Origin of the sequence: Janthinobacterium sp. UMAB-56 (assembly GCF_900095265.1) — a bacterium.
Taxonomy (GTDB): domain Bacteria; phylum Pseudomonadota; class Gammaproteobacteria; order Burkholderiales; family Burkholderiaceae_D; genus Janthinobacterium.
Genome location: NZ_LT607655.1, coordinates 154,471 through 174,806, shown reverse-complemented (window position 1 = coordinate 174,806; position 20,336 = coordinate 154,471). Strand labels below are relative to the sequence as shown.

The 20,336-nt window shown below is 61.4% G+C and carries 18 protein-coding genes and 3 tRNA genes; 14 read left to right on the top strand and 7 right to left on the bottom strand.

All coding sequences use genetic code 11. The features are described from left to right. Positions 1 to 6 precede the first annotated feature (6 nt). The 6 genes from K0F85_RS11680 to K0F85_RS11655 all read left to right on the top strand — a co-directional run bounded on the left by K0F85_RS11680 (position 7) and on the right by K0F85_RS11655 (position 5,800). Positions 7 to 1,719, top strand: a complete 1,713-nt coding sequence (locus K0F85_RS11680) for a methyl-accepting chemotaxis protein (RefSeq protein WP_219116200.1) — start codon at positions 7 to 9, stop codon at positions 1,717 to 1,719. Between the two features lie 71 nt (positions 1,720 to 1,790). Continuing rightward, positions 1,791 to 2,663: a CheR family methyltransferase gene (locus tag K0F85_RS11675; RefSeq protein WP_219116199.1), complete on the top strand. Its 873-nt coding sequence runs from the start codon at positions 1,791 to 1,793 to the stop codon at positions 2,661 to 2,663. A gap of 9 nt (positions 2,664 to 2,672) precedes the next feature. Then, on the top strand, positions 2,673 to 3,281 hold the full coding sequence (cheD, locus tag K0F85_RS11670) for a chemoreceptor glutamine deamidase CheD (RefSeq protein WP_034758343.1): 609 nt from the start codon (positions 2,673 to 2,675) through the stop codon (positions 3,279 to 3,281). 166 nt (positions 3,282 to 3,447) lie between these two features. After that, complete coding sequence (locus K0F85_RS11665; protein ID WP_219116198.1) at positions 3,448 to 4,518, top strand: chemotaxis response regulator protein-glutamate methylesterase; 1,071 nt, start codon at positions 3,448 to 3,450, stop codon at positions 4,516 to 4,518. A gap of 147 nt (positions 4,519 to 4,665) precedes the next feature. Continuing rightward, positions 4,666 to 5,064, top strand: a complete 399-nt coding sequence (cheY, locus tag K0F85_RS11660) for a chemotaxis response regulator CheY (protein WP_010396677.1) — start codon at positions 4,666 to 4,668, stop codon at positions 5,062 to 5,064. 289 nt (positions 5,065 to 5,353) lie between these two features. Continuing rightward, positions 5,354 to 5,800 carry a hypothetical protein gene (locus tag K0F85_RS11655; protein WP_219116197.1) on the top strand — a complete coding sequence of 149 codons (447 nt, stop codon included), beginning with the start codon at positions 5,354 to 5,356 and terminating at the stop codon, positions 5,798 to 5,800. Between the two features lie 39 nt (positions 5,801 to 5,839). On the opposite strand, the gene panC is transcribed toward K0F85_RS11655, so the two are convergent. The 5 genes from panC to metG all read right to left on the bottom strand — a co-directional run bounded on the left by panC (position 5,840) and on the right by metG (position 10,655). Further along, positions 5,840 to 6,679, bottom strand: coding sequence for a pantoate--beta-alanine ligase (gene panC / locus K0F85_RS11650; protein WP_219116196.1), 840 nt, complete (start codon positions 6,677 to 6,679; stop codon positions 5,840 to 5,842). Between the two features lie 54 nt (positions 6,680 to 6,733). After that, positions 6,734 to 7,666 (bottom strand): ScpA family protein, encoded by a 933-nt coding sequence (locus K0F85_RS11645; protein WP_219116195.1) that lies wholly within the window; start codon positions 7,664 to 7,666, stop codon positions 6,734 to 6,736. A gap of 16 nt (positions 7,667 to 7,682) precedes the next feature. Further along, positions 7,683 to 7,892: a DUF3460 family protein gene (locus K0F85_RS11640; RefSeq protein WP_034778041.1), complete on the bottom strand. Its 210-nt coding sequence runs from the start codon at positions 7,890 to 7,892 to the stop codon at positions 7,683 to 7,685. Positions 7,893 to 8,000: 108 nt separating this feature from the next. Continuing rightward, positions 8,001 to 8,480, bottom strand: a complete 480-nt coding sequence (locus tag K0F85_RS11635) for a GNAT family N-acetyltransferase (protein WP_219116386.1) — start codon at positions 8,478 to 8,480, stop codon at positions 8,001 to 8,003. A gap of 18 nt (positions 8,481 to 8,498) precedes the next feature. Then, on the bottom strand, positions 8,499 to 10,655 hold the full coding sequence (gene metG / locus K0F85_RS11630) for a methionine--tRNA ligase (protein ID WP_219116194.1): 2,157 nt from the start codon (positions 10,653 to 10,655) through the stop codon (positions 8,499 to 8,501). Positions 10,656 to 10,815: 160 nt separating this feature from the next. Here metG and apbC point away from each other — a divergent pair, with 160 nt between their 5' ends. From apbC to K0F85_RS11615, 3 genes are all read left to right on the top strand, one after another. Then, positions 10,816 to 11,904 carry an iron-sulfur cluster carrier protein ApbC gene (gene apbC / locus K0F85_RS11625; protein ID WP_219116193.1) on the top strand — a complete coding sequence of 363 codons (1,089 nt, stop codon included), beginning with the start codon at positions 10,816 to 10,818 and terminating at the stop codon, positions 11,902 to 11,904. Positions 11,905 to 12,136: 232 nt separating this feature from the next. Continuing rightward, a complete protein-coding gene (locus K0F85_RS11620) occupies positions 12,137 to 12,544 on the top strand; it encodes a DUF4399 domain-containing protein (RefSeq protein WP_219116192.1) in 408 nt (135 codons plus the stop codon). A 139-nt stretch (positions 12,545 to 12,683) separates the two neighbouring features. Beyond that, on the top strand, positions 12,684 to 14,378 hold the full coding sequence (locus K0F85_RS11615; protein WP_219116191.1) for an alkaline phosphatase family protein: 1,695 nt from the start codon (positions 12,684 to 12,686) through the stop codon (positions 14,376 to 14,378). Between the two features lie 7 nt (positions 14,379 to 14,385). Here the strand turns inward: K0F85_RS11615 and K0F85_RS11610 are convergent, their stop codons facing one another. Both K0F85_RS11610 and lysA read right to left on the bottom strand, forming a co-directional pair. Then, positions 14,386 to 15,948, bottom strand: a complete 1,563-nt coding sequence (locus K0F85_RS11610) for a phospholipase D family protein (protein ID WP_219116190.1) — start codon at positions 15,946 to 15,948, stop codon at positions 14,386 to 14,388. A 63-nt stretch (positions 15,949 to 16,011) separates the two neighbouring features. Beyond that, complete coding sequence (gene lysA / locus K0F85_RS11605; protein WP_219116189.1) at positions 16,012 to 17,250, bottom strand: diaminopimelate decarboxylase; 1,239 nt, start codon at positions 17,248 to 17,250, stop codon at positions 16,012 to 16,014. A gap of 102 nt (positions 17,251 to 17,352) precedes the next feature. On the opposite strand from lysA, the gene K0F85_RS11600 reads away from it, so the two are divergent. The 5 genes from K0F85_RS11600 (at position 17,353) to K0F85_RS11580 (ending at position 20,280) form a co-directional block, all read left to right on the top strand. Continuing rightward, a complete protein-coding gene (locus K0F85_RS11600) occupies positions 17,353 to 18,264 on the top strand; it encodes a LysR family transcriptional regulator (protein WP_219116188.1) in 912 nt (303 codons plus the stop codon). Between the two features lie 70 nt (positions 18,265 to 18,334). Next, positions 18,335 to 19,741, top strand: coding sequence for a glutamate--tRNA ligase (gene gltX, locus K0F85_RS11595; protein ID WP_219116187.1), 1,407 nt, complete (start codon positions 18,335 to 18,337; stop codon positions 19,739 to 19,741). Between the two features lie 124 nt (positions 19,742 to 19,865). Beyond that, a tRNA-Ala gene (locus K0F85_RS11590) sits at positions 19,866 to 19,945 on the top strand. A gap of 50 nt (positions 19,946 to 19,995) precedes the next feature. Beyond that, positions 19,996 to 20,071: transfer RNA gene (locus K0F85_RS11585), tRNA-Glu, on the top strand. Between the two features lie 133 nt (positions 20,072 to 20,204). Further along, a tRNA-Ala gene (locus tag K0F85_RS11580) sits at positions 20,205 to 20,280 on the top strand. The last annotated feature ends 56 nt before the right edge of the window (positions 20,281 to 20,336 follow it).

Genomic DNA, 20,336 nt, shown 5'->3' with positions numbered 1-20,336 from the left:
ACTGTAATGAGTTTGCGCGATTTCAAGATAGGCACCCGGCTGGGGATAGGTTTTGGCAGCATCCTCGCCATCCTGGTGGTGGTGATCGTTTCGGCGAATGCCCTGAATTACCGTAACAAGGCCCAGTTGCTCACGGGCCTGGCACTGGCAAGCGAAAAGAATACGCAGGCGTCGCTGATGAAAAGCGCGATGCTGGAAACCGGTATCGCCATGCGCAATATCGGCCTGCAGGGCGATGTGGGCCTGATGCAGGCGGAAGAGGGCAAGGTGCGCGCGCAGCGCAAGCTGTACGACGGCGCGCGCGGCAAGCTGGCCGGCCTGGGCCTGTCCGACGGCGAGAAGGCGCTGCTGGCCAACATCGCCAGGGTCGACGGCGAAGTTGATGCCGCCTTCAAGGAAGCGATGGGGCAGGTGCTGGCATTTAACAGCGAGGGCGCGGCGAAGGTGATCGCCACCCGCATCGACCCGTTGAACAAGACGACCCTGGCCGATATCAACAAGCTGCTCGACTTGCAGCGCGTGGCGCAGCAAAGCTTCATGGACGACTCGCTGGCGGCCGATGCGCGCCTGATGACGATACTGTTCATCCTGGGCGGCGCGGCGGTGGCGATCGGTGCCTGGTGCGCCATCTTCATCACGCGCTCGATCACGGTGCCATTGTCCGGCGCCCTGGCGGTGGCGCAGAAGGTCGCGGCCGGCGAGCTGACGTCGTGCGTGGTGGTCGAAGGCAAGGATGAAACGAGCGCGCTGCAGCAGGCGCTCAAGGACATGAACGAAAGCCTGGTGCAGACGGTCAGCGATGTGCGCAATGGGACGGACACCATTACCGTGGCGTCGCGCGAGATCGCCAGCGGCAATGCGGACCTGTCGGCGCGCACGGAAACGCAGGCCAGTTCGCTCGAAGAGACGGCATCGTCGATGGAAGAGCTGACGTCGACCGTGAAGCAGAACGCGGACAACGCGCGCCAGGCCAACCAGCTGGCCGTGTCGGCGTCGTCGGTGGCGGAGCAGGGCGGCAAGGTGGTGGCGCAAGTGGTCGATACCATGGGGTCGATCAAGGACAGTTCGCGCAAGATCGTCGATATTATCGGCGTCATCGACGGCATTGCGTTCCAGACGAATATCCTGGCCTTGAATGCAGCCGTTGAAGCGGCGCGCGCAGGCGAACAGGGACGCGGTTTTGCGGTGGTGGCGTCGGAAGTGCGCAATCTGGCCCAACGCTCCGCTGGCGCGGCGAAAGAGATCAAGGGCCTGATCGGCGATTCGGTCGACAAGGTCGATGCCGGCAGCCGCCTGGTGGACGAGGCGGGGCAGACCATGGGCCTGATCGTCACGTCGATCCGGCAGGTGGCCGACATCATGGGCGAGATCACGGCGGCAACGCAGGAACAAAGCCATGGCATCGAGGAAGTGAACCAGGCCATCGCGCAGATGGACCAGATGACGCAGCAAAATGCGGCGCTGGTCGAGGAAGCGGCGGCGGCGGCCGAAAGCATGCAGGAGCAGGCGCAGAAGCTGGCCGACGCCGTCAGCATCTTCAAGCTGGACGGCGAGAGCGCAGCGCAGGTGACCGCGCCCGTGCCGGTGCCAGCGGCGGCACGGCCGGCACCTGGCGTAGTGGCAAATACACGGCGGTTGGCAAAGACGGCGCAAGCCGGCACGCCACCGCCCGCGAAAAAGCTGGCGGCGGCCGGCGGCGACGATTGGGAAGAGTTCTGACGCCAACCCGGTCCCGCTAGTTATACTTGCAAAGGCATTGGTCAGAGTAGTCATAGAGAGGTAAAAACAAAATGCCGCAAACTAAAACGGATTCGGTCAAGGAATTTGATTTCACCGGCAAGGACTTCGAACGGGTCCGCGCCATGATTTACAAGCGGGCCGGCATCGCGCTGGCCGACAGCAAGCAGGAGATGGTCTACAGCCGCCTGGCCAGGCGCCTGCGCGCGACTGGCATCTCCTCGTTCGTCCGCTACCTGGACGACCTGGAAGCCGGGCGCATGGGCGACGAGTGGGAAGCGTTCACGAATGCGCTGACGACCAACCTGACGTCGTTCTTCCGTGAGGCGCATCACTTTCCGCTGCTGGCCGAGCATGTGAAAAAACTGAGCGGGCCGATCACCATCTGGTGTTCGGCCAGTTCCACCGGCGAGGAGCCGTATTCGATCGCCATGACGGCTTGCGAAGCGTTCAACACGCTCACGCCGCCGGTCACCATCATTGCCACGGATATCGACACGAATGTGCTGGCCACGGCCGCCAATGGCGTCTACAACCTGGACCGGCTCGACAAGATGCCGGCCGACCGTGCGCGGCGCTTTTTCTTGCGCGGCAAGGGCGACCGCGAAGGGCAGGTGCGGGTGCGCCCGGAACTGCGCCAGATGATCACCTTCAAGCCGCTCAACCTGCTGGCCGACAGCTGGCCATTGACAGGGCAGTTCGACGTCATCTTTTGCCGCAACGTGATGATTTATTTTGACAAGGCGACGCAGCGCAAGATCCTGTCGCGCTTTGTGCCATTGATGAAGCCAGATGCCCTGCTGTTTGCCGGGCATTCGGAGAATTTTCTGTACGTGTCGGATTCATTGAAGCTGCGCGGTAAAACAGTCTATGAGCTCGATCAGCCTCGGGGCGCCGCGCCCAAGGCACCGTCGCATCGTACATGAGAGTGAAATATGAGCCTGGAATCCAAAGAGCAATTCGCCACTAACGTCTATTACGACAGGACGTTCAATTGTGACGCCGCCAAGATCTTGCCTGGTGAGTATTACTTTACCAACAAGGACATGCTGATCGTCACCGTGCTCGGCTCCTGCGTCTCGGCCTGCATCCGCGACCGCGTCACGGGCCTGGGCGGCATGAACCACTTCATGCTGCCCGATGGCGGCAGCGATCCGAATAGCCCGATTTCCGCGTCGATGCGTTATGGCACCTACGCCATGGAGATCCTGATCAACGATTTGCTGAAGGCCGGCGCGCGGCGCGAGAACATGGAAGCGAAAGTGTTCGGCGGCGGCGCCGTGCTGCGCGGCTTCACGGCGATCAACGTGGGCGAACGCAATGCTGCTTTCGTCATCAATTACCTGAAGGCGGAGAAGATGCGCGTGGTGGCCGAAGACCTCAACGACATCCACCCGCGCAAGGTGTATTTTTTCCCGCGCAGCGGCAAGGTGCTGGTGAAAAAGCTGATGCAGACGCATAACGACACCCTGGTGCGGCGCGAACTCGATTACGCAAGCCGCCTCAAGGTCGCGCCAGTCGGCGGCGAGGTCGAGCTGTTCTAGTAATGCCAGACCAAACCTGCTGCGCGTCGTGCTTTGCGGCCTGCGATGCTCACCGTGCTTCGGCACGGTTGCGCTTCTTAGCCGCAAATCAGTGCCGCTCGCTACGGTTTTGTCTGGCGTTTTTACCGATTTAGAATAAGGGCCGCAAGGCCTGGAAGGATATTTTATGAAGATCAAGGTATTGATCGTGGATGATTCGGCGCTGATCCGCAGCGTCATGACGGAAATCGTCAACAGCCAGCCCGACATGGAAGTAGTCGGTGCGGCACCCGATCCGCTGGTAGCGCGCGAGATGATCAAGCAGACCAACCCTGACGTGCTGACGCTCGACGTCGAGATGCCGAAGATGGATGGCCTGGATTTCCTGGAAAAGCTGATGCGTTTGCGCCCCATGCCGGTGCTGATGGTGTCGTCGCTGACCGAGCGCGGTTCGGAAATCACCATGCGCGCGCTGGAGCTGGGGGCCGTCGATTTCGTCACCAAGCCGAAGATTTCCATCCAGAGCGGCATGCGCGAGTATACCGACATGATCGCCGACAAGATCCGCGCTGCCTCCAAGGCCCGCATCCGCGCGCGCACCTTGCCATCGGCCGGCGACAAGGTGGCTACGCCGCTGCCAGCGCTGCGCAGTCCCCTGACGTCGAGCGAAAAGCTGATCATCGTCGGAGCGTCGACGGGCGGCACGGAAGCGATCCGCGAATTCCTCATGCAGATGCCATCCGATTGCCCCGGCATTCTGATCACGCAGCACATGCCGGAAGGCTTTACGCGCTCGTTTGCGCGCCGCCTCGATTCGCTGTGCAAGATATCGGTGCAGGAAGCGGCAGGCGGCGAACGCGTGCTGCCGGGTCACGCCTACATCGCGCCCGGCCATTCGCACCTGACCCTGACGCGTAGCGGCGCCAACTACATGACCAAGATCGACCAGGGCGAACCGGTCAACCGCCACCGCCCGTCGGTCGATGTGCTGTTCCGTTCGGCCGCGCAATCGGCCGGTAAAAATGCCGTCGGCGTGATCCTCACTGGCATGGGCAAGGATGGCGCACAAGGCATGTTGGAGATGAAGGCCGCAGGAGCGTATAATTTTGCACAGGATGAAGCCAGTTGCGTGGTGTTTGGCATGCCGCGCGAGGCGATCGCCGTCGGTGCTACGCATGAAGTGGGCGCTTTGACGGCGCTGCCTGGCATGGTGCTGGGACACCTGGCTGCACACGGCATGCGTGCTTTGCGCGTGTAAGCCACGTTTTATATGATCGGAGGCAAGTTTGTTCGCCTAAAAGCAACGAAAATGCTATCCTACAACTTGCTGCCGTAGTGTCGACCATAATGTCGGCATTCATGTCGATATTATTAACAAACCGCTACAGAAACAACGGAGTTATTCATGGCTGATCCAAAGATGAAATTTTTAGTCGTTGACGATTTTTCGACGATGCGCCGCATTGTCCGGAATCTGTTGAAGGAACTGGGTTATGCCAACGTCGATGAGGCGGAAGACGGCGTGATGGGCCTGGCCAAGCTGCGCGCGGAATCCTACGATTTCGTCGTCTCGGACTGGAACATGCCAAACATGGATGGCCTGACGATGCTGCAGCATATCCGCGCCGATCCCGCACTGGCCAAGCTGCCCGTGCTGATGGTGACCGCCGAAGCGAAAAAAGAGAACATCATCGCCGCTGCCCAGGCTGGCGCCAGCGGTTATGTCGTCAAGCCGTTCACGGCCGCGACCCTCGATGAAAAGCTGAACAAGATTTTCGAGAAGCTGGAAAAAGCCGGCGCCTGATCCCGGTTTGACCGTTATCAAGAAAAACGCTGCCCGTGCAAACCGGCAGCGTTTTTTTCATCCACAAGTGCCTCAGAGCAGCCCCCCATTCCCGCGCCGGGACTGTGGCCACAGACCCGGCGCGCAACGTGCTCTCCCGGGGCGATACTGTGTCCTATCGATGCAGTGCGCCCAGTTGCGAAGCAGAATTAAATATTTCCCAAAGTTAACTTTACACGTCAAATAATTTGGCCCATCATCGCTGCAGTATTCCACCTTTGTCCCCGACCCCGACAAGAAGGAGCGCACGATGCGCCGCACACCCGTATTATTTTTCGCCCTGAGCACGGCCCTGTTGGCGGCCTGTGGCGTGAGCCTTGAACATCTTGAGCCTGTCGCGTCCGTCGAAATGCAGGAGCCGGCCGCGCAGTTGCCTGCTGAAGAGGATGGCCGGCATGCCTATTTGCACCGCGTGGGCGGCCATGACTATGTCAGCCTGAGCCAGCAGGGCCCGCAGGGCGGCTTGCCGGTACTCACGGGCACGCAGCGCCCAGCACACGCGATCCGCCTGCTGGCAGCCGACCCGACGCAGGCGCGGACCATGCTGCGCAGCCTGAGGCTGCCTGCAAGCCAGCGCAAGCTGTGGGCGGGAGAGGAAATCGTGCTCGACGCGGCCAGCTATGACATGTTGCAAGCGGCACGCGGCAGCAACAGGCCGCTGTTTGCCGAACTCAGGCTGGTAGGAATGGAGAAGTAGGCGGAGAAACGGGGCCGAATGGCCCCGCTGTGATTGCGTTTAAATTTCCAGGTTGTCGATCAGGCGAGTCTGGCCCAGCTTGGCGGCGGCCAGCACCACCAGCGGCTCGCCGGCGGCCACTTCGGCGGCGTTGGGTGCCTGCAGGTTGGCGCGCTTGCGCACGGCGATGTAGTCCGATTTCCAGCCACGGCCGTCGAGCAGCCGCATCGCTGCCTGTTCCAGTTCAGCCACGGCCAGATTGCCCTTGCGCACTTCCTCGGCCACGAAAGTGAGGCCCTTGTACAGTTCCGGCGCTTCCGCGCGTTCGCTTTCCGACAGATACATATTGCGCGAAGACAAGGCCAGGCCATCGTCGGCGCGGTACGTTTCGGCGGCGATGATTTCCGTCGGCAGCGCGAACTGGCGCGCCATGTTGCGGATGATCATCAGTTGCTGGTAATCCTTCTTGCCGAACACAGCCACTCTGGGCCCCACGCAGGAAAACAGCTTGGTGACCACCGTGCACACGCCTTCGAAGAAGCCGGGGCGAAATTCCCCTTCCAGGGTATTGCCGAGGTCATCGGGCGGGCGCACGCGGTATTCCTGCGGTTCCGGATACAGTTCCTTTTCCGTCGGCGCGAACAGCACGTACACGCCTTCTTTTTCCAGCTTGGCGATGTCGGCCGCCATGGTGCGCGGATATTTCTCGAAGTCTTCGTTCGGCCCGAATTGCAGGCGGTTCACGAAGATCGAGGCGACGACGGGATCGCCATGCTTGCGCGCCAGGCGCATCAGCGACAGATGGCCTTCATGCAGGTTGCCCATGGTGGGGACGAACGCCGTGCGCAGCTGTCCGCTGAGCTGGTCGCGCAATTCTTCGATGTCGGAAATAATTTTCATGGATTGCTTTCGCTAAAACCCCGTTGTACGGTGGTCAGTGACAAAGGGAGGGGATCAGGCGGGCGAATAGGCCAGCCGGACGTAGATGGGGGCAAACGGTTCTGCCTGCGTGATTTCGATCAGGGTTTCCTTGGCCAGTTCCAGCAGGGCCACGAAGTTGACCACCACCACGGGCACGCCGCCGGCAATGTCGAACAGCTCGCTGAACTCGACAAAGCGCGACGATTGCAAGTGGCGCAGGATGCTCGACATGTGCTCGCGCACGGACAGTTCCTGGCGGCTGATGCGGTGATGCTGGGTCAGCTTCGCCCGTTTCAGCACGTCGAGCCAGGCCTGCTGCAAGTCCACCGGCTCCACGTCGGGCCAGGTGGGCGTCAGGCTTTGCTCGATGAAAATCTGCGTGCGCACGAAATCGCGCTCGAACTGGGGGATGGCGTTCAGGTCGTAGGCGGCCAGCTTGATCTGCTCGTACTCGAGCAGGCGGCGCACCAGTTCAGCCCGTGGGTCGCCGCCATCTTCCTCGACGTCGCTTTTGCGTGAAGGCAAGAGCATGCGCGACTTGATCTCGATCAGCATGGCCGCCATCAACAAGTACTCGGCGGCCAATTCCAGATTACGCACGCGGATCTGGTCGACATATTTCAGATATTGCAGGGTCACCTGCGCCATCGGAATATCGAGAATGTTGAAGTTTTGCTTGCGGATCAGGTAGAGCAGCAAGTCGAGCGGGCCTTCGAAGGCTTCGAGGAAGATTTCCAGCGCATCCGGCGGAATGTACAAATCCGTCGGCATGCGCAGCATCGGCTCGCCATACAGGCGGGCGATGCCCAGCGGGTCGGCGGCGGGCGCCGCGTCCGTCACTGCGGTGGCAGATGCTGCAGCGTCGCCGCTACCGTCGCCATCAGCGGCAACTTCGGGCGACGCGATGACTGCGCCGGCACCGGAAGCGCCGGCTTCAGGCGTGACTGCAGACTCCTCAGGCAACATCGTGCCGGTACCAGACTTAGTTCTTGTTCTGGTAAACGTAAGCCTGTTGCTTGACGGCCGACGCCAGCTGGCGCTCCTGCTCATCGATGCTGACGGCCGGCTTGTCCCACAGCAGGGCGCGGCCCGCTTGCTGGCCCGCTTCCATGCCAGGATTCTTGGCCTTCAGTTCGGCGATGAACAAGGTATGGTCGGATACGTAGTTGTTGTGTTTTGCAGGCAGTTTCATATTCTCTTCTGAGTGTCTTATCGGTAAGGTCAGCCGGCCGTATTTTACCGCGCCGTGCCGCTTGGCGGGTTGTTGTATCGGCAAATGCGGGGGCGAAATTGCTAAAAATCAATAACGCAACAATCGTCGCATCACCATCGGCGCCGGTTCGGCGGGGTTGGCGTGCGAATATTCCAGTTCTTCGGCCAGGTCGAATTCGAAGGCCGCATAAAAATCGATCAGCTTGCGCTGGTCGCGCCGCACGGCCAGGCGCAATTCCTCTGCCTGGCACGACAGGCCGTGATGAATGATGGCTTCCAGCAAGTGCTGCGAGACGTGGTTGCCCCGGTAGGCGGGCAGCACGCCCATGCGTGAAATCTTCCAGATGGCGGGGTCGCTGTCGAGCGGCATCCAGCGCAGCGAACCGGCTGGAATGTCGTCGATCAGCAACACGAAGCCGCCGCCGTGGCGCAGCTGGGCTTCCACCTGCTGCGCCGTTTCGTGGTGTCCACTGGACGACGCGGCAACCTTGCCGGCCCACGCGGCGCGGGTCAGCTCGGCCATTAGTTGTGCATCGGCATTTGTTGCTTCGCGCACCACGATATTCATCATCGATCCCTGTCGCCCTTAACGGATGCGCATGCCAGGCTCGGCGCCCGGCCACGGGTTCAGGATGTAGATGCCCGGATTCGCCTTTTCATCGGCGGCGGAGGCGGCCATGACCATGCCTTCCGAAATACCGAACTTCATCTTGCGTGGCGCCAGATTGGCCACCAGCACCGTCAGCTTGCCGATCAGCTCTTCCGGCTGGTAAGCCGAGCGGATGCCGGAGAAGACATTGCGCAAGCGGCCTTCGCCCGCGTCCAGGGTCAGGCGCAGCAGCTTGTCGGAGCCATCGACCAGTTCGCAGTTGACGATTTTCGCAATGCGCAGGTCGACCTTGAGGAAGTCGTCGATCTTGATTTCCGGCGCCAGTTCCTCGATGGCGGCTGCCGTCGTGGCGGGGGCGGCACCGTCATTGGCGGCGTCAGGCGCTGGTGCGGCAATGGCGGCGGCCGCTTGCGGTGCATCGAACAGCGCTTCGATCATCTTGGCATCCATGCGCGTCATCAAATGGCTGTAGGCGCCGATGGTGCGGCCCAGCATGCTGTTCGAGACGGCGTCGCCGAATACTTGCGTATCTGCCCAGCTGAACTCGGCATCGTTGAGGAACGAGGCCACGTTCTTCGCCACGCCCGGCAGGACGGGCGACAGCAGTATCGTCAACTGGCGGAACAGGATCAGTGCCGTGGTGCACACGTCGTGCAGCTCAGCCGTCTTGTCCGCATCCTTGGCCAGGATCCACGGCTTGTTTTCATCGACATACTGGTTGGTGATGTCGGCGATTTCCATGATCTCGCGCAAGGCCTTGCCGAATTCACGGTTTTCAAAGTGCGCGGCGATGCTGGCCTGGCGCTCGACGATGACGCCGTTGACGTCCACCGTCAGCGCGCGGTTGATCCAGCTTTGCGCGCCTTCCGACAGCACTGATGCCAGCTTGCCGTCGAAGCGCTTGGCGATGAAGCCGGCGCAGCGGCTGGCGATGTTTACGTATTTGCCGATCAGGTCGCTGTTTACGCGGGCCACGAAGTCGTCGCCGTTGAAGTCCAGGTCTTCCACTTTCGAGTTCAGCTTGAAGGCGATGTAGTAGCGCAGCCATTCCGGGTTCATGCCCAGGTCCAGGTAGCGCAGCGGCGAAATGCCCGTGCCGCGCGACTTCGACATTTTTTCATTGTTGACCGTCAGGAAGCCGTGCACATTGACTTTCAGTTTGTCGATCACCGGGTGGCCGGCAAATTTCAGCATGGCGGGCCAGAACAGCAAATGGAAGGAAACGATGTCCTTGCCGATGAAGTGAATTTGTTCCGTGGCAGGATCGTTCAGCAAGGCGTCGAAATCGAGGCCCTGCTTGTCGCAATAGTTTTTCAGGCTGGCCAGGTAGCCGACGGGCGCATCCATCCACACATAGAAGAACTTGCCCGGCGCATCGGGAATCGGGATGCCGAAGTAGGGCGCATCGCGCGAGATATCCCAGTCGGCCAGCTTTTCGCCCGCCTCGCCCAGCCATTCGCTGACCTTGTTGACCATTTCCGGCTGCAAGCGGCCTGGCGTATTCAGCCAGCTTTTCAGGAATTCGAAGCAGCGCGGGTCGGACAGCTTGAAGAAATACTGTTCCGACGGCTTCATCACGGGTGTCGCGTTGGTGAAGACCGAGAACGGGTTGACCAGGTCGGTTGGCTGGTAGGCGGCGCCGCATACTTCGCAATTGTCGCCATATTGGTTCTTCGCGCCGCATTTCGGGCATTCGCCCTTGATGTTGCGGTCGGCGAGGAACATTCCCTTGACCGGGTCGAAGAAGCGGTCGACGGTTTTCGTGACAATCAGGCCCGTATCGCGCAATTTGCGATAGATCGATTGCGACAGATCGACGTTTTCCGGCGAATCGGTCGAATACCAGTTATCGAAGGCGATATGGAAGCCATCGAGGTACTGGGCGCGGCCGGCGGCGATGTTGGCGACGAATTGCTGCGGCGTGATGCCTTCCTTTTCGGCGGCGATCATGATGGGCGTGCCATGCGTATCGTCGGCGCCCACAAAGTGCACTTCACGCGCGGCTGCGCCATCGCGTTGCATTCGCTGGAACCGGACCCAGATATCGGCCTGGATGTATTCCATGATGTGGCCAATGTGGAAAGCGGCGTTTGCGTAAGGCAGGGCAGTGGTGACGAACAGCTTGCGAGTCATGATTGATGCACTTTTGGGATGGATAATAGGACATTTTAACAGCGGAAAGGCAATATGAGCAGATGCGGCGCTGGCAAGTGATGCTTTTGTCTTTATCGCGCATGGTGATTTTGCGCTAGACTGCGCGTATTGCATATAGGTAGTACACATGGAGATTTACATGAGCATCACTGTAGAAGACGTCAAGGCCGCGCTGGCCCAGGTTATTGATCCAAATACACATAAAGATTTTGTTTCCAGCAAAACCGTCAAGAATCTGAAGGTCGATGGCGCTGATATTTCGCTCGACATCGAACTGGGCTACCCCGCCAAAAGCCAGATCGACCTGATCCGCACATCCGTGCTGGCCGCCCTGCGCGTGCTGCCGGGCGTGGGTAATGTCAGTGTGGGCGTCTCGTCGAAAATCATTTCCCACACGGTGCAGCGCGGCTTGAAGCCGATGAGCAATGTGAAAAACATCATTGCGGTGGCTTCCGGCAAGGGCGGCGTGGGTAAATCGACCACGGCCGTCAACCTGGCCCTGGCCCTGGCGGCCGAAGGCGCCACCGTCGGCATGCTCGACGCCGATATCTATGGCCCGTCGCAGCCGATGATGCTGGGCATCAGCGGCCAGCCGAAGACCCTCGATGGCAAGAGCATGGAGCCGATGGAAAACCACGGCCTGCAAGTGTCGTCGATCGGCTTCATGATCGATCCGGACGAACCGATGGTGTGGCGCGGCCCGATGGTCACGCAAGCCTTGCAGCAATTGCTCGACCAGACCAACTGGCGCGACCTCGATTACCTGATCGTCGACATGCCGCCAGGCACGGGCGACATACAATTGACCCTGTCGCAGAAAGTGCCTGTCACGGGCGCCGTGATCGTCACGACGCCGCAGGACATCGCGCTGCTGGATGCGCGCAAGGGTCTCAAAATGTTCGAGAAAGTCGGCATCCCCATCCTGGGCGTAGTAGAAAACATGAGCACGCACATCTGCTCGAATTGCGGCCATGCGGAAGAAATCTTCGGCGCCGGTGGCGGTGCGAAGATGTGCGCCGACTTTGGCGTGGAATTCCTTGGCGCCTTGCCACTGACCATGGCGATTCGCCAGCAGACGGATTCGGGCACGCCGACCGTGATGGCCGAGCCCGATGGCCCCGTCGCCGTGATCTACAAGCAGATCGCCCGCACCATCGCCATCAAGGTGGCGGAAAAGGCGAAGGATATGACGAGCAAGTTCCCGTCGATCGTCATCAAGAACGACTAGCGGCTGGGCGGCCTTGTAAACCTACAGCGCAGCTCACTTTCGGGTCGGCGTTACTCACCGTACTAAAGTACGGTTGCGTTACTCAACCCGACATTGAGCTTGCTCGCTACGGTTTTCAAGGCCACCGTGGCACTGTTGGATTTATCCATGGGGTTAACTGCTCCCCGGCGCCAATGTCAGCAGGAATATGTTTTCATGCAGTCCGTGTTGTTATTAAACAAGAGGAGACATCATGCACCTGAACACTGTATTCCTGCGCCAAGCCGCAGCCGTGGTTGTTGGCAGCCTGCTGGCCGCCAGCGCCTACGCCCAAGCCGTATCATTTGTCGAGCCTGTTGATGGCGCGACGGTGACCAGTCCGTTCAAGGTGAAATTTGCCGTCAACGGCATGGACGTCAAGCCGGCCGGCGACATGACGGCGAAGACGGGTCACCATCATCTGCTCATCAATATGGGGCCGATGAAGGCGGGCGAGATGATACCGATGGATGACAAGCATTTGCATTTCGGCAAAGGACAGACGGAAACGGACGTCACCTTGCCGCCGGGCCAGTACACCTTGACCATGCAGTTCGCCAATGGCGCGCACCAGTCGTATGGGCCGGAACTGAGCAAAAGCATCAAGGTGACTGTCAAATAGTCGCGCATATTGATTCATGTCGGCATCAGGCCGGGTTCCAGCAATGGTGCCCGGCCTTTTTCATGGTCGTGCTTCCTGTCATGATTGCGTCATATAGTTTGCGTATGCTGCCCGGTGGCCTAACTTTGGATGAGTGCATATGAGCAAGAATTTCTCCCTTTCCCGGCAACTGGCGCAGGCCTTGTTGCTGGCGGCCAGCGTGGCGGCATGCCAGGCGCATGCTGCCAAGGCGGTTTCTACTGCTGCTGCTGCTGCTGCCACTGCGGCGCAGCCGAAGCTGGTGGTGGTACTGGTGGTCGATGGTTTGCCGCAAGAGCAGGTGACGCGCTACCGCGAGCAGTTTGGCCAGGGCGGTTTGCGCCGCCTGCTGGAACAGGGCGCGTGGTTCAGCGATGCGCACCAGGCACATGGCATCACGGTGACCGCCATCGGCCACTCGGCCGTGCTGTCGGGCACTTACCCCTACCAGCATGGCGTGATCGGCAATAACTGGATCGATCCCGTCACGAAAAAATCCGTCTATTGCACCGAGGATGGCAATTTCCATTACATCGGCGAAGAGACGAAGCCGGACGATGGAACGGCGCCGACCAAGCTGCGCGTGAGCACCCTGGGAGACGAGCTGCGCTATTCCACGGGCGACAAGGCCAAGGTCGTCACCGTGTCGGGCAAGGACCGGGGCGCCATCCTGCTGGCGGGGAGAACGGGCACGGCCTATATGTACATGGAAAAGACCGGCAACTTCGCCAGCAGCACCTATTATATGCAGCAGCATCCGCAATGGGTGCAGCGCTACCAGGCCAGCAAGCCGCAGGACCGCTATTACGGCAAGAGCTGGACGCCGCTGCTGGCCGATTCTGCCTATGCGCGCGACGCCCGTGATGATCTGGTGCCGGCCAAGCCGGGCACGCGCAACACCTTCCCGTTCGCCTATTACAGCGATAGCGGCAAGCTCGATGGCGAGTACTACAGCCGCCTGAAGGCCGGCCCCTTCCTCGATGAACTGACCCTGGAATTCGCGCGCGCCGCCATCGATGGCGAAAACCTGGGCCACAATCCGGCCGGCGTGCCCGACATCCTGGGCGTGAGCCTGTCCGCGCACGACTATGTGAACCATGCCTACGGCCCGGAAAGCAAGATGTCGCACGACCACCTGCAGCGCCTGGACCGCATGCTGGCTGGCTTCTTTGCCGACCTGGATAAAAAAGTCGGCATGGACAATGTGCTGGTGGTGCTGACGGCCGACCATGGTTTTGCCAACGTGCCGGAATTCGCTGAAACGCGCGGCTTCTCCGCCAAGCGCATCGACGGCGCCAAACTGGTCGACGCCTTGAATCAGCACCTGGCCACGACCCTGGGCGTGGACAAGCTGGTGACGACGTCATCGCTGCCGAATATCTACCTCGATTACGCGCTGGCAGAAAAGAGTGGCATCCAGCGTGCCGCCCTGGAAGACGCGGCGGCCCGCTTCCTGCTGCAGCAGGACGGCCTGGCGCAAGTCTATACGCGCACGCAGATGGAAACGGGAGCCGTCGCCACGCGCATGGACACCCTGATGCGCCGCGCCTGGAACCGCCAGCTCTCGGGCGACCTGATGCTGGTGACGAAGCCGGCCTGGTACTTCGGCAAGGGCGTTGGTGGCACCTCGCACGGCACGCCATACACATATGACACCAACGTGCCGCTGATGGTCTTCGGCCCCCGCTGGATCAAGCCAGGCGCGTATGGACAGTATGCGGAAGTGGTCGATATCGCGCCTACGCTTGCCCATTTGCTGCGCATACGCCAGCCATCGGCGTCGGAAGGGCGGGTGTTGACGGAGGTGGTGCGCTAAGCGCTCCTTACAGCAACCAGTCGATCGGCAGCACCGACAAAATCGCCACTCCCATGCGCTTCCACACGCTGGTGCCCGGTTCCGTGTCGTAGCGCGTGGTGGTGCCGCTGGCGTCGCGGGCGAGCCAGTACAGCGCACCGTCGTCGCCCAGCAGCACCTGGTAGGCGCGCTGCGCGATGGTGGTGCGCATGGCTCGTCCCAGCTGGCTGGCCAGCACGGGGCTGTCGATGACGAGGCCCATTTCCGTGTTCAATTCGATCGAGCGCGGGTCGAAATTGAAGGAGCCGACGAAGATGCGCCGGTCGTCGACCGCAAAGGTCTTTGCATGCAGGCTCGAGGCGGAGCTGCCGAAGCTGCCCGGCTGTTCGCGCGCATCGCCCCGTTCCCATGAGCGGCGTGATTCATACAGCAGCACGCCCGCTTCCAGCAGTGGCTTGCGCCACTTCGCATAGCCAGCATGCACGGCCGCCACGTCGGTCGCTTCCAGCGCATTCGTCAGTATGCGCACGCCCACGCCTTTTCTGGCCAGCGCCGCAAAGGCCTGCGTGCCCGCTTTGCCGGGCACGAAATACGGCGACACCAGGTCCACTTCCTTTTCCGGCACGCCCAGCAGGTTTTGCAGGTTTTCCGCCACGCCCGTGCCTGGCCTGGCCTTGTCCAGCACTTTTGCCGGGTCGTCGCTGACCATGCGCGTGCGCGCCCATTCGAACGGCAGGGTGCGTTCCATCATCTGTCTGACGAACGGCGAGGTGCGCAGTGCCTGCACGTATTGCCCGGCCGCCTTGGCATCGTCCAGGCGCTGCGCCTCGGCGGCGATGCTGGCCGCGTCGCCGTCGACTGGACTGGTCAGCAGCAGCCGGGCCGGGTAGGCCGAGGCGCTGTTCCAGTAACGGTCGAAATCCTGCGAGACCTTGTCGACGACGGGGCCGATGGCCAGCACGTCAAGGTCGGCAAACAGCACGTCGCCGGCCGCGCCAAAGTATTCATCACCCACATTGCGTCCGCCAACGATGGTGGCCCGGTTATCGGCCGTGAACGATTTGTTGTGCATGCGCCGGTTGAGGCGGGAAAAATCCGTGGCAAAGGCCAGCGCGCGCGGCGCGCGGGGCACGAAGGGATTGAACAGGCGGATTTCCAGATTCTGCTGCTTGCCCAGCATGGTCAGGGTCTGGTCCAGGCCCGCCGTGTTGTTATCGTCGAGCAGCAGGCGCACGCGCACGCCCCGTTCGGCCGCCTGGCGCAGGGCGTCGAACAGCAGGGTGCCCGTGATGTCCTTGTGCCAGATGTAGTACTGCACGTCGAGGCTGCGCTCGGCGGCGGCGGCCAGCAGGGCGCGCGCGGCAAAGGCGTCGCGCCCGTCGACCAGCGGATAGATGCCGGACATGCCGGGATGCTGCGCCACCAGGGGCGCAATGGCCGTGGCCAGCCGGGTGTCCGCTGTATCGGTGATGACGCTGGAGGAGGTGCGGCCTTCCAGCGTCGGCAGTGCGGCGCAGCCGGCAAGGACGGCGGACAGCAGCAGGGGCAGCAGCAAGCTGGTGCTGCGGCGGGCAAGGGTGGTGGCGGGCATGGCGGGCTTTCATCGAGTTGCCTCGATGTTAGCAGATGCGCATGCCCGCACGCTGGCGAGGTTTTACAGCTGTTCCAGCGCGATCAACTCGGCCACCGTCTGGCGGCGGCGGATCAAACGGGACTGCGCTCCATCGACCAGGTATTCCGCCGCATGCGGGCGGCTGTTGTAGTTCGACGACATCGACGCGCCATACGCGCCGGCGCCTTCGAAGACCACGTAGTCGCCCACTTGCGCTGCCGGTAGCAAGCGGGTTTCCACCACGCCGCCGTCGCGCTGTGTAAAGACGTCGCCCGATTCGCACAGGGGGCCGCCGACCACGGTGGCGCGCTGCACATCGAGAGTTCGGCCGTCATGCGCGATGACCGACATTGCATGGTAGCTGCCGTACATGGCGGGGCGCATCAGTTCATTGAAGCCCGTATCTAACAAGGTGAAGTGCTTGCCGCCCATTTGCTTGGTGGCGCGCACTTCGGCCACCAGCAGGCCCGCGTCGGCCACGAGGAAGCGGCCAGGTTCGATTTCCAGATGCACGGCGTGGCCCAGGTGCGCTTCGATCTGCTTGCGCGCCGCATCCCACAGCTGGAAGTAGTGGTTCGTGTCGACGGGCTGCTCGCCCTCGCGATAGGGCACGGACAAGCCGCCGCCCGCGGAAATGGCTTCCAGGTCGTGGCCCATGTTTTTCACCAGGTCGACCATGGTGCCGCAGACGGTTTCCAGGTGGCTGTAGTCGACGCCCGAGCCGATGTGCATGTGCAGGCCCACGAGGTGCAGTCCATGTGCGCGGATGACGGCCAGCGCCTCTGGCAGTTCTTCGTGCCAGATGCCGTGCTTGCTGTTTTCACCGCCCGTATTGGTCTTGTTGCTGTGGCCATGGCCATAGCCGGGATTGATGCGCAGCCAGACGCGGTGGCCGGGCGACACAGGGCCCAACTGGCGCAGCATGTCGACGGAGCCGCAATTGACTTCGATCTTCGCCGCCGCCACGCGCGCCAGGGTGGCACGGTCGAACAGGTCGCAGGTGAACACCACGCCGGCCGCGCCATGCGTTTGCGCCGGCGTAAAGCCTGCCTGCAGCGCGCGTTCGATCTCGCCCAGCGAGACGGCGTCCACGTGCACGCCCGCTTCGCGCATCAGGGTGAGCAGATGGATGTTCGAATTGGCTTTTTGCGCGAAGCGCACGGTGTCGAACTGTGCCAGTTGGGCCACGCGCGCGCGGATGGTGGCCGCGTCATATACCCACAGGGGGGTGCCGTGTTCCTGGGCGAGTTGGGCGAGGGTCTGGTCGTTGACGGGCTGCATCGTGTGCTTTCGGCGGAATGAGGGAATGACTGCATGATGGCCAATTGTGCCTCGACTATAAAATATCTATTTAAGCCAACCTTATTCATTTATGATATGACCATGACTATCTCTTTGCGCCATATCGAGGTCTTCCGCGCCATCATGACGACGGGTAGCGTGACGGCGGCCGCCGCCATGCTGCACACCTCGCAGCCCACCGTCAGCCGCGAGCTGGCGCGCCTTGAGCATTTGACGGGCTTGACCCTGTTTGAGCGCGAGCGGGGGCGTCTGCGCCCGACGGCCCAGGCGCTGCAGCTGTTCGAGGAAGTGCAGCGCGCGTATTTCGGCCTGGAGCGCATCGTCAGCACGGCGGCGGCCTTGCGCCAGTTCGACCAGGGGCAGTTGTCGATCGCCTGCCTGCCCGTGTTTTCCCAGTCGCTGCTGCCGCAGGCGTGCAAGCGCTTCGTCGCCGACTTTCCGAACGTGAGCATCAGTATCACGCCGCAGGAGTCGCCGCTGCTGGAAGAGTGGCTGTCGGCGCAGCGCCACGATATCGGCCTGACGGAAGTGGGCAATGCGCCGCCGGGCACCGTGCTTGACACCCTGATGTCTGTCGATGAAGTGTGCGTGCTGCCGGACGGCCATGCGCTCGCCAGCAAGGCCGTGCTGCAGCCGGCGGATTTCGCGGGCCAGCCTTTCATCAGCCTGGCCGCCGTCGATCCCTACCGCCAGCAGATCGATGCCATCTTCGCGCAGGCCGGCGTGGAACGGCGCATGGCGCTCGACACGCACAGCGCCGCCTCCGTCTGCGCCATGGTGCGCGAAGGCGTGGGTCTGGCCATCGTCAATCCGTTGACGGCGCTGGACTACGCGGGGCAGGGCTTGCAGATCCGCCGTTTCGGCGTGTCCTTGCCGTTCACGGTGAATCTGGTCAAGCCCTTGCACCGGCCTTTGTCGCAACTGGTCGCCCTGTTCGAGCAGGCGCTGCATGCGCAGGCGGACGAGGTGAAAAGGCGCTTGCTGCAGCTATGACGGCGCTTGTGGAGCGGCGGCGGTCAACAGAGTAAAATGGCGTTTTACTTATTCAAGCCTGATTACCTCGATGACCACAATAGCTACTCCCGTCCGCACCCGTTTCGCCCCCAGCCCGACCGGCTATCTGCACCTGGGCGGCGCCCGCACCGCTTTATACAGCTGGGCGTATGCCCGCCACTTCGGCGGCACCTTCGTGCTGCGCATCGAAGACACGGACGTGGAGCGTTCCACGCCGGAAGCCGTGCAAGCCATCATCGAAGGCATGAAGTGGCTGGGCCTGGACCACGACGAAGGCCCGTTCTACCAGATGCAGCGCATGGACCGCTACCGCGAAGTGGTGGCGCAGATGCTGGCAGAGGGTACGGCTTACCATTGCTATTCCTCGCCGGAAGAAGTCGAAGCGATGCGCGAGCGCATGCGCGCCGCCGGCGAAAAGCCACGCTACGACGGCACCTGGCGCCCGGAACCGGGCAAGACCCTGCCGGCCATTCCTGCCGACCGCAAGCCCGTCGTGCGCTTCAAGAACCCGCTCGACGGCGACGTGACGTGGGACGACGTCGTCAAGGGCACGATCACGATTTCCAACCGCGAGCTGGACGACCTGGTGATCGCCCGTCCGGACGGCACGCCGACGTATAACTTCTGCGTGGCCGTCGATGACTGGGACATGCAGATTACCCACGTGATCCGCGGCGACGACCATGTCAACAACACTCCGCGCCAGATCAATATCCTGCGCGCCATCGGCGCACCGCTGCCGCTGTACGGCCACCTGCCGATGATTTTGGGTGCGGATGGCGAAAAGCTGTCGAAGCGCCACGGCGCCGTCAGCGTGATGGATTACCCGGCGCAGGGCTTTTTGCCAGAAGCGATGCTGAACTACCTGGCGCGCCTGGGCTGGAGCCATGGCGACGATGAAGTGTTCTCGACCGAGCAGTTCTGCGAGTGGTTCAATCTGAATCACCTGTCGAAATCGGCGGCCCAGTTCAACAATGAAAAACTGGCCTGGCTGAACAACCACTATATCAAGCAGGCCGACAACACCCGCCTGGCCGACCTGGCCCGCCCGCAAATGCTGGCCGCCGGCGCCGTCTTCGAAGGCGCGCCGGACCTGGCGCAAGTGCTGGGCATGATGAAAGAACGCGCCAACACGGTCAATGAATTGGCCAGCGCTTCGATGCTGTTCTTCCGCGCGCCGCAGCCGGAAGCGGAGCTGGTGGCGCAGCACATCACGGATGCCATCAAGCCCGTGCTGGCACAGTTTGCCGAGCGTATCGCCACGGTGGAGTGGAGCAAGGAAGCCGTGGCCGCCATGATCAAGGAAGTGCTGGCTGCCAACACCATCAAGATGCCGCTGCTGGCCATGCCTTTGCGTTTGATTTTGACGGGGCAGTTGCAGACGCCGGCCATCGACCAGGTGGTGGTGATTTTTGGCCGCGATACCGTGCTGGCGCGCCTGGCAAAGTGGCTGTAATCGCTGCGCGGAATTGAACGTGTAAATGCAGTGCAGAAACCGCCCCTATGAAAAGTTGCTCATAGACGAAAAAGGGTATTTGCAGAGTGAAACTTCTTTGCTATACTCTTGTTTCTGCACCAACGGGGGTATAGCTCAGCTGGGAGAGCGCTNGCTTGCATGGCATGCAAGAGGTCAGCGGTTCGATCCCGCTTACCTCCACCAACAGCGCAGAAGTAAATTGGCAAACTGTAGAAGTAAAATGTCGTACCGAGGTCCCCATCGTCTAGAGGCCTAGGACATCACCCTTTCACGGTGAGTACAGGGGTTCGAATCCCCTTGGGGACGCCAGGTTTTGTGGTATAGTAGTGGCAGTTGTTTGTACTGATTGTTGTAAGTTCAGGCCCGTAAAAAGCGGAATCTGGATGGAAAGCAAGTAGTGGAACAAAGTCGCCAAGTGCGGCTTTTATTATTTCTGCGCCCGGGGGGTATAGCTCAGCTGGGAGAGCGCTTGCATGGCATGCAAGAGGTCAGCGGTTCGATCCCGCTTACCTCCACCAGCAGCAAAATCGTCATCAGGTTTTGTTAGTCGTTGAAGTGGTGCAGATGTTGTTTG